This is a genomic window from Amycolatopsis sp. Hca4 (assembly GCF_013364075.1).
In the GTDB taxonomy this organism is placed as follows: domain Bacteria; phylum Actinomycetota; class Actinomycetes; order Mycobacteriales; family Pseudonocardiaceae; genus Amycolatopsis.
Genome location: NZ_CP054925.1, coordinates 1061373 through 1075001 on the forward strand (window position 1 = coordinate 1061373; position 13629 = coordinate 1075001).

A 13629-nucleotide genomic window follows, 5' to 3' on the forward strand; every position below is an offset into this window, starting at 1 on the left:
GTCTCCCCCGGCCGGTCCTCGCCTCTCCCCCGCTCCTCCGTCATGCCGGCGGCGCGATGTGCACGAGCTTCGTCTGCGTCATCTCGTCCAGCAGTTCCGGCCCGTACCCGTACCCGCTCCCGCTCCGCCCGCGCGGGTGCGCCGCCCCGCCCGGGGCGCCGCCGAACACGTTGTTCACCTTCACCGTCCCCGCCGGCAGTTCGCGCCACGCGCGCTGGGAGTGGGCCATCGATGCCGTCAGCACCGTCGCCGCCAAGCCGTACTCACCCTTTGCCGCCTCGGCGAGTCCGTCGTCGAAGCTCTCCACCACCTGCACCGGGGCCACCGGGCCGAACGTCTCCTCCGTCATCACCCGCAGCTCCGGCCCGCAGCCGGTCAGCACCGTCGCCGGGTAGTGCGCGCCGGGACCGTCCGGGGTGAAGCCGCCTGTCAGCACCTTCGCGCCACGCGACACCGCGTCCGCCACGTGGGAATGCACGTGGTCCCGGTGCCGCCGGTCCACCAGCGGGGCCAGGGTGCGTGCCTCGGCTTCCTTCACCAGCGCCGCCAGGAACGGCTCGGCGATCGCCGAACACACGTAGATCTGCTCCACCGCGACGCAGATCTGCCCCGAGTTGGCGAACGACCCCAGCGCCGCCTGGCCTGCCGCCCACACCGGGTCGACGTCCTCGTCGATCACCAGCGGGTCGTTGCCGCCGTTCTCCAGCAGGGTCTTCGCGCCCGTCGCGGCCGCGCTCGCCGCGATCGACCGGCCGGTCGCCGTGCTGCCGACGTGGGCGATGAGGTCGACGTCGGACCGCATGGCCAGCAGCGCGCCGACCCCGCCGTCGCCCTGCAAGGTCTGCAGCACGCCCTCCGGGAACACGCCGCCCAGCACCTCGCCGAGCAGCTGCCCGGTGTGCGGTGCGCGTTCGCTCGGCTTGTGCACCACCGTGTTCCCGGTGGCCAGCGCCGCGCCCAGGAGCCCGCAGGCGACCGCCACCGGGTCGTTCCACGGCGTCAGCGCGACGACGACCCCGTACGGCTCGGGCACCATCAGGTCCGTCGCGCCGACGTCGCCGAGCAGGCTGCGGCCGCGGTGGACCGGGCCGAGTTCCGCGTACTGGTCCAGTGTCCCCGCGCCGGCGAGCACGCCTTCGCGGGCTTCGTCGCGCGGTTTCCCCGTCTCGGCTTCGTTCGTCTTCGCCAGTTCGTCGGCGTGCGCCCGCAGCCGTTCCGCCGCGGTGTGCAGCAGCGCGCCTCGCTCGGCGGCCGCGGTCTTCGCCCACGACGTCCGGCGGGCCCGCGCGAGCGCCGCGTCGATTTCGCCGTCGCCCGCGGCCGGCACCGTGCCCACCACGCTGCCGTCGGCCGGGTTCCGGATTTCGATCGTTCCCGCGGTCATCCGCACCTCCTTCTCGTCGCCCGCCGGTTACCCGGGGCAGCGCCCTTCGACACGCCGTTTGGCCCCCACGACCCGGGGTATCCGGTGGCGGTGACGCTCGACTACACCGTGGTGATCCCCACGACGGGCCGGGACACGCTTCGGCCGCTTCTGGAAACCCTGCTCGACGGCCCGGATCCGCGGCCGTCGGAAATCGTCGTCGTCGACGACCGGCCCGGCGGGTCCGGTTTGGACGTCCCCGCCGGTGTCCGCGTGGTCCGCTCCGGCGGGCGCGGACCGGCGGCGGCCCGCAACCTCGGCTGGCGCACGGCGCAGAGCGAGTGGATCGCGTTCGTCGACGACGACGTCGTGCTCGCCCCGGACTGGGCGCGGCAGCTCGAACGCGACCTCGCCGCGCTGCCGCCGGACGTGGCCGCCTCCCAGGGCCGGATCACCGTCCCGCTGCCCGCGGACCGGCGGCCCACCGACGATGAACGCGGCACCGCGGGCCTCGAGCACGCGCGGTGGATCACCGCGGACATGGCCTACCGGCGCGCCGCGCTCGTCGAAGCGGGCGGCTTCGACGAGCGCTTCCCCCGTGCCTTCCGCGAGGACTCCGACCTCGCGCTGCGCGTCGCCGAAGCCGGGCACCGGATCGACCAGGGCGAACGGCTGACCACGCACCCGGCCCGGCGGGCCGGGTTCTTCTACAGCCTCAAGGCCCAGCGCGGCAACGCCGACAACGCGTTGATGCGGGCCAAGCACGGCGTGCTCTGGCGGCAGCGGACCGGCGCCGGTCCCGGCCGCCTCGGCCTGCACGCACTGTCCACAGTGGCCGGTCTGGCCGCGCTCGCCCTGCCGGTGCTGCGGCAGCGCGGGAAGGCGCTGCTCGCCGCCGGCGTCTGGGCGGGGCTGACCGCGGAGTTCGCCACCCGGCGGATCCTGCCGGGCCCGCGCACGCCCGGCGAGGTGGCGCGGATGGTCGTGACCAGCGCCCTGATCCCGCCGGCCGCGTGCTACCACCGGCTGCGCGGCGAGCTCGCGGCCCGCCGGCCGCGGCCACCGGTGGCGGTGCTGTTCGACCGGGACGACACGCTCATCGTCGACGTCCCCTACCTGAACGACCCGGACGGCGTCCGCCCGGTGCCCGGCGCGGTCGAACTGGTGCAGGGCCTGCGCGAGCGCGGCATCCCGGTCGGCGTGGTGAGCAACCAGTCCGGTGTCGCAAAAGGACTGATCACCCCGGAGCAGCTCGACGCGGTGAACGCCAGGGTCCAGGAGCTCTTCGGCCCGTTCGGCACCTGGCAGGTCTGCGTGCACGACGACGGCGACGGCTGCGCGTGCCGCAAACCGGCCCCCGGCATGGTGTTGCGGGCCGCCGGCGAGCTCGGCGTCGACCCCGCGTCCTGTGTGGTCATCGGCGACACCGGCGCCGACGTCGACGCCGCCCTCGCGGCCGGGGCCCGCGCGGTGCTGGTGCCGACGCACCGCACGCTCGAGCCCGAAATCGCGAAGGCCCGCCGGCACGCCGCCGTCGCCCGTGACCTGTCCGAGGCGCTGCGTGTCGCCGGGGTCGCCGGATGACCCGGGTGCTCGTCGCCCGCCAGGACAACCTCGGTGACGTCCTGCTCGCCGGGCCCTGCGTCCGCGCGGTCGCCGCGTCCGGCGCGCGGGTGACGCTGCTGACCGGACCGCACGGCCGCGCCGCCGGCGAACTCCTGCCGGGGGTGGCGGAGGTGCTCACCTGGACCGCGCCCTGGATCGACCCCGAACCACCCCCGGTGACCGCCGAGGACACCGGCGCGTTCGTCGGGCTGGTCCGCTCGAAGGCGTTCGACCGCGCGCTGGTCCTGACGTCGTTCCACCAGTCGCCACTGCCCCTGGCCCTGCTGCTGCGGCAGGCCGGGGTGCCGTGGATCGGCGCGATCTCCGAGGACTACCCCGGCAGCTTGCTCGACCTGCGCCACCGGGTCGACGGGGACCCGCCGGAGCCGGTCCGCATGCTGTCCCTCGCCGAGGCGGCCGGGTTCGCGCTGCCGCCGGACGACCACGGTGCCCTGACGCTGCGGCGCCCGCTGCCGGACATGGCCCGGCTGACCGGCGGCGGCGCTTACGTCGTGCTGCACCCCGCGGCCTCGGTGCCCGCCCGCCAGCCGTCGGCGGCGTGGAGCCGCGAGACGGTGCGGGCGCTGGCCGCCGACGGGCACCGGGTGCTCGTGACGGGTGCGCCCTCGGAACGCGCGCTGACCCGCGAAGTGGCCGGGACGGCGGCGGTGGACCTCGGCGGCCGGACGTCACTGGCGGAGCTGGCGGCGGTGCTGTCCGGCGCGCAGGTCGTGGTGGCGCCGAACACCGGACCCGCCCACCTCGCCGCGGCCGCGGGCACCCCGGTGGTGTCGCTGTTCGCCCCGGTGGTGCCGCCCGAGCGGTGGGCGCCCTACGGCGTGCCCACGGTGGTGCTCGGCGACCAGCACGCGCCCTGCCGCGCCACCCGCGCGCGGGTGTGCCCGGTTCCCGGTCACCCGTGCCTGGAGACGATCGACCCCGCCGACGTCTGCCGCGCGGTGACGGCCCTCGCCGTCCCGGGCGTGCGCCCGGACCCCGTGGAGCTGACTCGTTCCTGACGCCGGGCGCCAGGAACGAGTCACGAGGTCAGCCGCCGATCTCCTTGCTCACGCCGCTCGGCCCCTCGTACGTCCGGTCCGGCAGGCGGCGCACGACGTCCAGGGTGCCGGAGTCGGCGCCGTTCTTCTCGGCCGCCCGCACCAGGTCGTCGCGCTTCGCCGGGTAGTCGACGCCGGCCAGGTACTTCTGCAGTTCGATCGGGTTCGGCTTGCTCACGGGAACCCTCCTTCCGTTTCGGGGAACCGCGCGGTTACCCGGCCCGGCCGCCGACACACGTTCAGGACGGCACCGGCTGCTCCCCCGCCGGGTGAAGCGGGCGGACCGTGGCGTCCGGGTGGCGCGTCAGCGGCTGCAGGGGCAACGGCGTCGTCTCGCCGAGCTGTTCCAGGTGCCGCAGCAGGATTCCCTCGCGCAGCGCCCACGGGCAGACCTCGACGCTCGGGACGTCCAGCGCCGACAACGCCACCTCCGCGGCCACCGCGCCGGCCACCACCTGCCGCGCCCGCGGCTTCGAAATGCCGGGCAGGCCCGCGCGTTCCGCGGCCGGGACACGGGCCAGCCGCGGGATCCACCCACGCAGGTCCGCGACCACCAGCTCCCGGGTGACGAACGGGCCCTTGCGCTGGGGCGAGGCACCGGTCAGGCGGGCCAGCTGCTTGAACGTCTTCGACGTCGCGACGACCCGGCGCGGCGGGCCTTCCCAGCGCAGCCGGTCCAGCACCTCCGACAGGGTGTCGCGGACGTGCCGGCGCAGCGCCTTGAGCTGCCGTCGCGTCGGCGGGTCGGCGGTGAGGAACTCGCGGGTGAGCCGGCCGGCGCCCAGCGGGAGCGAGACGGCCAGCTCGGGCTCGACGTCCCGGCCGAGCACCAGCTCCATCGAGCCGCCGCCGATGTCGATCAGCAACAGCCGCCCGGCCGACCAGCCGTACCAGCGGCGGGCCGCGAAGTACGTCAGCCGGGCCTCCTGCTCGCCGGAGAGGAACTGCGGCCGGATCCCGGCCCCGGCCTGGATGTGGTCGATCACCTCGTCGCGGTTGACCGCGTCGCGGACCGCCGCGGTGACGAACGGGTAGAGCTGGTCGACGCCGAGCCGCACCGCCGCGTCCACCGCCTGCCCGACCGCGGCGGTCACCCGCTCGATCCCGGTGTCGCTCAGCGTCCCGTCGGGCAGCAGTTCCTCGGCCAGCAGCGTCGGTGCCTTGACCGCGTGCGCCGGGAGCGGTGGCGCCCCGGCCGACACGTCCACCACCTGCAGCTGAGCGGAGTTCGACCCGATGTCCAGCACGGCCAGTCTCATCCGGACGGCATACCCCGCGGCCACCGCGTTTAGGGCGTGTCCTGTAAGCGGTTGAGCTGGACCTCTGGTAGTTGTGCGCGGTGGTTGGTCGCGGTGAGTTGACGGAGAAGGCGTGGGCGGTGATCGAGCCGTTGCTGCCACCGCAGCAGGGCGGTGGGCGGCGGTGGCGGGATCACCGCCAGGTCATCAACGCGATCCTGTGGAAGCTGCGCACCGGCGCCCCTTGGCGTGACCTGCCAGATCGCTACGGGCCGTGGAAGACCGCGCATGAGCGGCTTCGGTTGTGGACCAAGGACGGGACCTGGGATCGGATCCTTGACCGGGTGATCGTCAAAGACGACGCCGTCGGCGACCTCGAATGGATCATCTCGGTCGACTCCAGCGTGGTCCGGGCCCACCAGCACGCCGCTGGCGCCCGCAAAAAGGGGGATGCAGCGACGGAATCGAAGCCATCGCCTGTGATGGGGAAGGACTCGGCCGGTCCCGCGGCGGACTGAGCACCAAGATCCACCTCGCCGTCGAAGGCCGAGGGCTGCCAGTGCGAATCCTGCTCACACCGGGTCAAGCGGGAGATAACCCGCAGTTGCTGCCGCTGCTGGATGGCATCAGCGTCGCCCGGATCGGACCAGGCCGACCCCGCTGCCGCCCGGACGCGGTGATGGCGGACAAGGCGTATTCGCACCCTTCGACCCGCCGGGCGATGCGGGACCGGCGGATCGCCTTCGTCAGCCCGGAACGCGATGACCAGATCGCCCGCCGCGCCGCCAAAGGTGCTCGTGGCGGGCGACCACCCACGTTCGATGCTGAGGTCTACAAGCAGCGCAACGTAGTCGAACGCTGCTTCAACCGGCTCAAGCAGTTCCGCGACCTGGCCACCCGCTACGCCAAACGCGCCGCCTACTTCCAGGCCGAACTCACCATCGCAGCCATCATCCTCTGGCTCCGATGACTTACAGGACAGCTCCTAGTCGCCGGAGGGGGTGGTAGCCGACCGGGGACGAAAGGAGATCCCCGTGTCGCTCCCGGCTCCGCTGCCCGCCGAAGCCCCTTCGCCGAGGCGCGCCGTCGTCACCGGCGCCGACTCCGGCATCGGCCGCGCCGTGGCGGCCGCCCTCGCCGGCGGCGGCCTGGACGTCGGCATCACCTACCACTCGGACGCCGAGGGGGCCGAGGAGACCGCCAAGGAGGCCCGGTCGCGCGGGGTCGGTGCGTACGTGCGGCAGCTCGACCTGACCGGCCTGCCCGCCGCCGCCGACGTCATCGATGCGTTCGCCGACGACCTCGGCGGGATCGACGTCCTGGTCAACTGCTCCGGCACGGGCAGCAGCGAGCTCGCGGTGGACCTCGACTACGAAAAGTGGCGTCAGGTCCTCGACGTCGACCTCGACGGCGTCTTCCTGCTTTCGCAGCGCGCGGCCCGGCACATGATCGACGCCGGGCGCGGCGGCCGGATCATCACCATCACCAGCGTCCACGAGCACGTCCCGCGGGTCGGCGCCGCGCCCTACTGCGCCGCGAAGGCCGGGGCGGGCGCGCTGACCCAGGTGCTCGCGCTGGAACTGGCCGAGCACGGCATCACGGTGAACTCGGTGGCACCCGGCGAGATCTCCACGCCGATGACCGGCCAGACCGACGCCGATCCGCGCGAACAGGACCGGCCCGGCATCCCGCTCGGCCGCCCCGGCCACGCGGCCGAGGTGGCGGCCGCGGTCGCGTTCCTGGCCACCCCGGCGGCCGGCTACATCACCGGCACGTCGCTGGTCGTCGACGGCGGCCTGCTGCTGATGGGGGCCCAGCACGGGACCGCCTACCGCGGGCACGACTGGCGCTCCCCCTGAGACCAGGGACCCGCGTCCTGGCTGCAGGGACCGGCGCGGGCCCCGGCCGCGGGCCGGGCGGCGGCTTCCCAGCCCGCCGTCCGGCCCCTTCCACTTGTCCGTTTTCCGCAGGCGTGCCGGGGTATCCGGCCGGGGAGGGAAGGAGCACCCCATGTCTTCTGCCGAATTCCGGCCTTCCGCGGAACCACGCACCCGCGCCGCGTCCTGGCTCCGCCCGGTCGTCGCCGTCATCGGGCTGCTGTACCTCGCGCTGGGGATCGCCGGGTTCCTGACCCCGGAAACCGCCGCGGTCGGCCACGAGACCAGCCGCGCCGTCTGGATCTTCAGCGTCACCCCGCTGCTCAACCTGGTCCACACGGCGGTGGGGGTGCTCGGGCTGCTCGCGGCGACCCGGCGCACCGGGGCGATCATCTACTGCTGGGTGCTGTTCGTCGGCTTCACCGGGATGACCGCCTACGGCATCCTCGCCACCGCGTTCGTCAACCCCGAGGACCCGATCAACCTGAACTGGGCGGACAACTGGCTGCACGGACTGACCGCGGCCGCCGCGCTGGTGCTGGGCATCGTCGCGGCGCGGGCGGTCAACCGGGACCGGGCCGCCGCACGCTGAGCACGGCCGTTTCGGTGGCCGGACACCGGGTAGCCGGGGAAGAACACCGCGTCAAGGAGGTTGCCATGCACCGCGAGAGCGATCAGCATTCGCCGCGCGAGGACGACGCCCGGAAAGCCGAGCTGCGCGGGACCCTGCAGGGCAACGGCCCGTCCCGCGCCGAGGACTGGCGCGACCCCGAACTCCCGGCCGACGACGAACCCGACGTCCCGCCCCTCGGCGGCGGCGCATGACCACGACCGAGGCCGTCGTCGTGCACTACCGGCTGCACGCGGATTTCGCCGGACCGGCGTGGCTGCACCGGATCCTGGGCCCGCGGGCCGGGCTGGACCTGGACGCGGCGGGGCTGCGCGTCCGGTTCGGACCGTGGCTGGTGGAGACCCCGCTGAGCAACCTGGCCGGCGCCGAAGCCACCGGCCCGTACCACCCGCTGCGGGTGCTGGGCCCCCGGCTGTCCCTCGCCGACCGCGGCCTGACCTTCGGGACGACGACGCAGGGCGGCGTGTGCCTGCGGTTCCGGGAGCCGGTCCGGGGCATCGACCCGTGGGGCCGCATCCGCCACCCGGGCCTGACGGTGACGGTGTCCGAGCCGGTGCTGGTCGCCGAAGCCGTGAACCGGATCGTGGCGGGCGCATGACGCGGGCGCGCGTGCTGGCCGTGGCGGTCGACTGCCGCAAACCGGAGCTGCTGGCCGAGGTCGAGCGGTTGGTGATGCTGGGCGCGAAGGTCCTCGACGACCCGCCCGACGACCCGTGGATCGTGCTCGCGGACCCGGAGGGCAACGAGTTCTGCGTACTGCCGGCGCGGTGACTCAGGCCCGGCCGACGGGGTCACCCGCGTAGGCGGCCAGGCGGTCGTCGAAGCCGTCCGCGGTGCCGGGTCTGCGGAAGTCCGGCGGGTCCGGGCGGCCCGGGTACTTCTCCCCGTACAAGCCCGCGACGAAGTCCACAACGGCCTCGGGTGCGGGCAGGACGTCCTCGCCCAGGTACGCGAGCACGATGACCTCGTCGCCGGTGGCCGACTCGACCGCCGCGGCCCAGCCGTCGCGCTCGTCCCAGAGCAGGGCCGTTTCGTGGTGCGGGAAGCGGGCGAGCCGTCGCTCGAGTGCGACGTACGCGCCGGCCGGGACGTCCACCTCGCAGAACCACGCGGGCGCGTCCAGCTTGGCCGCGACGGCCAGCAGGTACTGCCGCAGCCCGCGCGCTGCCGCGCCGAGCCCGTCCCGTTCGCTCATCCCGCTCCCGCCTCTTCGGTCGGTGCCCCCATCGGGTGATACCCCGTCACCCACCCGGTCAATCTGGGGCGCCCCGGGTGGAGCAGCGCGTCACCGCGCCGGGTGCGGCGACGGGTGCCGCGAAGACGAGCTTGCGGGGAAGAGCCGCGCGTAGGTCGCGCAGCGCCGCCGTCGCGGTGACGCCGGTCGCGAGCCCGTCGTCGACCAGGAGGACGTCACGGCCGGTGAGAGCGGCCGGTGCTTCGGCCGGCCGCGCGGCGGTCAACCTCAGCGCGCGCAAGCCGGCTTCGTCGTAGATCGCCGGGCCGTCCGGGGTCACCGCGCCGACGCCGTACTCGCGGCGGCCCGGCGCGCCGATCTTGCGGGCGACCGCCACGTCCGGTCCGGCGCCCAGCCGCCGCGCGACGACGGCGGCCACCGGCACCCCGCCGCGGGCCGGCCCGAGCACGACCGGGTCGGCCCAGGACCGGCTCCGCAGTTCATCCGCGAGCCGGCGGCCGCCGTCCTCCCGGTCGGCGAAGATCCGCATCGGTCACGGGCGCCACTCGTCGTGCCAGTCCGGGTGGGCTTCGTACACCGACGCGATCAGCTTGACCGAGGCGTCGTCGTGGGCGTCGCGGATCTCGCGGCGCAGGAACTCGGCCTTCTCCGCGAACGGCACCGGGTGCCGGTCCTCCATCGCCTCGACCGGCCCGCCGGCGAGGATCAGCCCGTCGCCGTCGTCGGCGTACATGATCCGCAGCCGCCCGCGGCGTTCGGCCTCGTCGATCAGCGGCAGTTCGCCGGCCCGGACGCGCTCTTCGTCCTCCGCGAGCCGGGCGAGCACGAATTCGTCGAGTTTCGCGGTCGTCGTGTCGTCGAGGTTCGTCATGGGCCGGGGATACCCGCGCGGCCACGGGCTCAAGCGTCCGCGCGGCTCACCTTCCCGGCCACCGCGCGCCGTCGGCGGCGGGGAATTCCTGTCCGCAACCTGTCTCGCAAAGGACTGGACCAATAATATCGGCACCGGAAAATGGGGAGCATCGCCCTTCAGCGCGGAAGGTGACTGATGCACTTCCTCATTCCCCTGCTGTCCCTCGTTCTGGCCGCAACGCCGACCGCCACACCGGCTGCCACCCCCGCCGCGGCCGCCGCGACGATCTGCAACAAGTACTGCGACGCCCGGGATCCCGCGTCGTCGCCGGGTGACCGCGAAGGCTCCACCACCGGTGTCGGCGGTCGCCGGATCGCCCTGCACCTCGACGACGGTGACGCCATGGGCTGGGCGGCGATCACCGGAGGTGCGGCAGGCGACCACGTCTGGCTGGACCGCTCGTTCGACGCCGGGCGCACCTGGGCGTCGGGCAGCAAGCTCGGCGACACCGCCACGCCGTCCGGCGCGACGGGCTGGCGAACCCTGATGTACAACGCCGACGACTGGGCGAACAAGGGCGTCGGCCTGCTGCGGGCGTGCGGGCAGCCCGCGGGGTCCGGCACGATCGCCTGCACCGGCTGGGCGCGTCCGACGTGGAACGCCTGGGACCGCCGGACCGCGGCCGCGACGGCACTGATGGAGCGGTACAACCTCGGCACCGGCCTGTTCGACACAACGGGGTGGTGGAACTCGGCGAACGCGCTCACCGCGGTCATCGACAACATCCGGATCAGCGGCATGGGCAGCTACCGCTACGCGATCGACACGACGTACACGAAGAACCTCGCCGCCCAGGGTGGCCAGTTCCGCAACGACTACCTCGACGACACCGGGTGGTGGGGTCTGGCGTGGGTGGACGCCTACGACCTGACCGGCGACGGCAAGTACCTGAACACCGCCCGCGCCGACGCCGACCACATGTTCGCCTACTGGGACGGCGTCTGCGGCGGCGGGGTGTGGTGGAGCACGAGCCGCACCTACAAGAACGCCATCCCGAACTCGCTGTACATCCAGCTGAACGCGGCTCTGCACAACCGCATCCCGGGCGACACGGTGTACCTGGCGCGGGCCCGGGCGGGCTGGTCCTGGTTCGCCGGCAGCGGGATGATCAACGGCTCCAACCTGGTCAACGACGGTCTGACCTCGGCCTGCGCCAACAACGGCCAGGCGGTGTGGTCGTACAACCAGGGCGTGCCGCTGGTGGCGCTGGTGGAGCTCTCCCGCGCCACCGGCGACACGAGCCTGCTGACGAAGGCCCGCACGATGGCGAACGCGTCGACGACGAACGCGAGCCTGAACCCGGGCGGCATCCTCCGCGACCCGGGTGAGACGGCGGGCGGCGGCGGCGCGGACGGCCCGACGTTCAAGGGCGTGTACGCCCGGGACCTGGCGGTACTCAACACGGCCCTGTCGGACCACCCGTACACGGCCTACCTGCAGCGCCAGGCGAACTCGGCGTACGCGAACGACCGCAACAGCGCCGACGCCTACGGCCTGCTCTGGGCCGGCCCGCTCGACCAGACCGACGCGGCCCGCCAGCAAAGCGCCCTGGACCTGATGAACGCGGCCCCCTGACGAAATCCGGAACCCGCGTGCTCAGAACCCGAACCCGCGTGACCAAAGCCGGATCTCGCGTGATCGGAGCCGGAACCGGCGAGTTCCGGCCCCGATCACGCGAGTCACGGGTTCAATCACGCGGGTTACGGGTCAGAGGGTCTTCTCCAGGCGGCCGGCGAGCAGCTTGATGAACCGGGACGGGTCGGCCAGCTCGCCGCCTTCGGCCAGCAGGGCCATGCCGTAGAGGAGCTCGGCCGTCTCGGCCAGGCCTTCGTCTTCCGGGCGGGCCGCGTGTGCCTCGCGCAGCCCGGTGACCAGCGCGTGCTCCGGGTTGAGCTCGAGGATGCGCTTGATCGGCGGCAGCTCCTGCCCCATCGCGCGGTACATCTTCTCCAGCGTCGGGGTCAGGTCGTGGGTGTCACCGACGATGCAGGCCGGCGACGTCGTCAGCCGCGACGACAGGCGGACCTCCTTGACCGTCTCGCCCAGCGCCGTGCCCATCCAGGTCAGCAGGCTCTCGAAGTCCTTGTTCTGCTGTTCGCGGGCAACCTCGGTGGCCTTCTTGTCCTCTTCCGACTCGAGGTCGACCTGGCCCTTGGCGATCGACTGGAACTGCTTGCCGTCGAAGCCCGGCACCGCGTCGACCCACATCTCGTCGATCGGGTCGGTCAGCACCAGCACCTCGTAGCCCTTGGCGCGGAACGCTTCCATGTGCGGCGAGTTCTCGATCGCGGACCGCGATTCGCCGGTCATGTAGTAGATGTGCTCCTGGCCGTCCTTCATCCGCGAGACGTAGTCGCGCAGCGAAGTCGGCTTCTCGCTGTCGTGCGTCGAGGCGAACGAGGAGATCTCGAGGATGGCTTCGCGGTTCTCGAAGTCGTCGAGCAGGCCCTCCTTCACCGCCCGGCCGAACTCGCGCCAGAACGTCGCGTACTTCTCGGCGTCGGCGGTCATCATCGTCTTGACCGTCGAGAGGACCTTCTTCACCAGGCGACGGCGGATCAGCTGGATCTGCCTGTCCTGCTGCAGGATTTCCCGCGAGACGTTGAGCGAGAGGTCCTGCGCGTCGACGACGCCCTTGACGAACCGCAGGTACTCCGGCACCAGCGACTCGCAGTCGTCCATGATGAAGACGCGCTTGACGTAGAGCTGCACGCCGCGCTTGCGCTCGCGCAGGAACAGGTCCATCGGCGCGTGCGAGGGCAGGAACAGCAGCGCCTGGTACTCGAACGTGCCCTCGGCCTGCAGCCGGATGGTCTCCAGCGGGTCCTGCCAGTCGTGGCTGACGTGCTTGTAGAACTCGTGGTACTCGTCCTCGGTGACCTCGCTCGACGAGCGCGCCCACAGCGCCTTCATCGAGTTGACGGTCTCGACCTCGGCGTCTTCACCCTCGCCCTTCATGCGGATGGGCCAGGTGATGAAGTCGGAGTACCGCTTGACGATCTCGCGGATCTTCGCCGCGGACGTGTAGTCGTAGAGGTGGTCTTCGGTGTCCTCGGGCTTGAGGTGCAGGGTGACCGCGGTGCCCTGGGGCGCGTCCTCGACCGGCTGGATCGTGTAGGTGCCTTCGCCGCTCGACTCCCAGCGGACGCCCTCGTCGGTGCCCGCGCGGCGCGTCACCAGGGTGACCTTGTCCGCGACCATGAAGCTCGCGTAGAACCCGACGCCGAACTGCCCGATCAGGTCCTGCGAAGCCGCCGCGTCCTTGGCCTCCTTCAGCTTGGTCAGGAAGTCCGCGGTGCCCGACTTGGCGATCGTCCCGATCAGGGCGACCACCTCGTCACGGGTCATGCCGATGCCGTTGTCGCGGACGGTGAGGGTGCGCGCCTCCGGGTCGGTCTCGATTGTGATGTGCAGGTCGGAGGTGTCCGCTTCGAGGTCCTTGTCGCGGTACGACTCCAGCCGCAGCTTGTCGAGGGCGTCGGAGGCGTTGGACACCAGTTCCCGCAGGAACGTGTCCTTGTTCGAATAGATCGAATGGATCATCAGCTGGAGCAGCTGACGCGCTTCCGACTGGAACTCCAGCGTCTCGATCGGGGCAGTCACTTCCATTCCTTCCGCGTGTCCGACGGCCGAGGTTGGGTCGATCCTACCGAGCGGCTCCGACAGATCCGCTCGCGCACTTTATGAACGCAATGGCGCGCCCGGCGGCTCCCGGTGTGATGCTGACCACGCCCTGCTGTCGATCAAGG

Annotated in this window: 15 protein-coding genes and 1 pseudogene; 9 read left to right on the forward strand and 7 right to left on the reverse strand. The window is 72.6% G+C overall.

Annotation, left to right across the window (positions count from 1 at the left end; genetic code table 11):
* Positions 1–40 precede the first annotated feature (40 nt).
* Complete coding sequence (locus HUT10_RS04405; protein WP_176169987.1) at positions 41–1384, reverse strand: aldehyde dehydrogenase; 1344 nt, start codon at positions 1382–1384, stop codon at positions 41–43.
* A gap of 84 nt (positions 1385–1468) precedes the next feature.
* Between HUT10_RS04405 and HUT10_RS04410 the strand changes: the two genes are divergently transcribed.
* Both HUT10_RS04410 and HUT10_RS04415 read left to right on the forward strand, forming a co-directional pair.
* The gene (locus HUT10_RS04410) at positions 1469–2947 is read left to right on the forward strand and encodes an HAD-IIIA family hydrolase (RefSeq protein ID WP_176169988.1); all 1479 of its coding nucleotides are present in this window, start codon (positions 1469–1471) and stop codon (positions 2945–2947) included.
* Entirely contained in the window at positions 2944–3987 is a 1044-nt protein-coding gene (locus tag HUT10_RS04415; RefSeq protein ID WP_176169989.1) for a glycosyltransferase family 9 protein, read from the forward strand. Before HUT10_RS04410 ends, HUT10_RS04415 begins: the two co-directional genes overlap by 4 nt.
* Positions 3988–4015: 28 nt before the next feature.
* Here HUT10_RS04415 and HUT10_RS04420 read toward each other — a convergent pair whose 3' ends face one another.
* Together HUT10_RS04420 and HUT10_RS04425 are read right to left on the reverse strand one after the other, a co-directional pair.
* Positions 4016–4204, reverse strand: coding sequence for a DUF2795 domain-containing protein (locus tag HUT10_RS04420; RefSeq protein ID WP_176169990.1), 189 nt, complete (start codon positions 4202–4204; stop codon positions 4016–4018).
* Between the two features lie 61 nt (positions 4205–4265).
* Positions 4266–5285: a hypothetical protein gene (locus tag HUT10_RS04425; protein WP_176169991.1), complete on the reverse strand. Its 1020-nt coding sequence runs from the start codon at positions 5283–5285 to the stop codon at positions 4266–4268.
* 80 nt (positions 5286–5365) lie between these two features.
* On the opposite strand from HUT10_RS04425, the gene HUT10_RS04430 reads away from it, so the two are divergent.
* The 6 genes from HUT10_RS04430 to HUT10_RS04455 all read left to right on the forward strand — a co-directional run bounded on the left by HUT10_RS04430 (position 5366) and on the right by HUT10_RS04455 (position 8543).
* A protein-coding gene (locus HUT10_RS04430) for an IS5 family transposase (protein WP_254896672.1) occupies positions 5366–6234 on the forward strand; the annotation gives its coding sequence in 2 pieces (ribosomal slippage) (positions 5366–5737 and positions 5740–6234; 867 coding nt in all).
* Positions 6235–6298: 64 nt separating this feature from the next.
* Positions 6299–7123, forward strand: a complete 825-nt coding sequence (locus HUT10_RS04435; protein WP_176169992.1) for an SDR family oxidoreductase — start codon at positions 6299–6301, stop codon at positions 7121–7123.
* Positions 7124–7274: 151 nt separating this feature from the next.
* Positions 7275–7733, forward strand: a complete 459-nt coding sequence (locus tag HUT10_RS04440) for a DUF4383 domain-containing protein (RefSeq protein ID WP_176169993.1) — start codon at positions 7275–7277, stop codon at positions 7731–7733.
* A gap of 65 nt (positions 7734–7798) precedes the next feature.
* The gene (locus HUT10_RS04445) at positions 7799–7966 is read left to right on the forward strand and encodes a hypothetical protein (protein ID WP_176169994.1); all 168 of its coding nucleotides are present in this window, start codon (positions 7799–7801) and stop codon (positions 7964–7966) included.
* The gene (locus HUT10_RS04450) at positions 7963–8370 is read left to right on the forward strand and encodes a hypothetical protein (protein WP_176169995.1); all 408 of its coding nucleotides are present in this window, start codon (positions 7963–7965) and stop codon (positions 8368–8370) included. Before HUT10_RS04445 ends, HUT10_RS04450 begins: the two co-directional genes overlap by 4 nt.
* Complete coding sequence (locus HUT10_RS04455; protein ID WP_176169996.1) at positions 8367–8543, forward strand: VOC family protein; 177 nt, start codon at positions 8367–8369, stop codon at positions 8541–8543. The genes HUT10_RS04450 and HUT10_RS04455 overlap by 4 nt, the downstream gene beginning before the upstream one ends.
* A gap of 1 nt (position 8544) precedes the next feature.
* Here HUT10_RS04455 and HUT10_RS04460 read toward each other — a convergent pair whose 3' ends face one another.
* From HUT10_RS04460 to HUT10_RS04470, 3 genes and pseudogenes are all read right to left on the reverse strand, one after another.
* Positions 8545–8967 (reverse strand): DUF6292 family protein, encoded by a 423-nt coding sequence (locus tag HUT10_RS04460; protein ID WP_176169997.1) that lies wholly within the window; start codon positions 8965–8967, stop codon positions 8545–8547.
* 88 nt (positions 8968–9055) lie between these two features.
* Positions 9056–9496 (reverse strand): annotated as a pseudogene (locus HUT10_RS04465) (phosphoribosyltransferase family protein); the annotation flags it as partial.
* A 3-nt stretch (positions 9497–9499) separates the two neighbouring features.
* A complete protein-coding gene (locus HUT10_RS04470) occupies positions 9500–9838 on the reverse strand; it encodes a hypothetical protein (RefSeq protein WP_176169998.1) in 339 nt (112 codons plus the stop codon).
* A 177-nt stretch (positions 9839–10015) separates the two neighbouring features.
* Between HUT10_RS04470 and HUT10_RS04475 the strand changes: the two genes are divergently transcribed.
* Positions 10016–11455 carry a glycoside hydrolase family 76 protein gene (locus tag HUT10_RS04475; protein ID WP_176169999.1) on the forward strand — a complete coding sequence of 480 codons (1440 nt, stop codon included), beginning with the start codon at positions 10016–10018 and terminating at the stop codon, positions 11453–11455.
* Between the two features lie 132 nt (positions 11456–11587).
* Here HUT10_RS04475 and htpG read toward each other — a convergent pair whose 3' ends face one another.
* Positions 11588–13483: a molecular chaperone HtpG gene (gene htpG, locus HUT10_RS04480; protein WP_176170000.1), complete on the reverse strand. Its 1896-nt coding sequence runs from the start codon at positions 13481–13483 to the stop codon at positions 11588–11590.
* Positions 13484–13629: the final 146 nt, after the last annotated feature.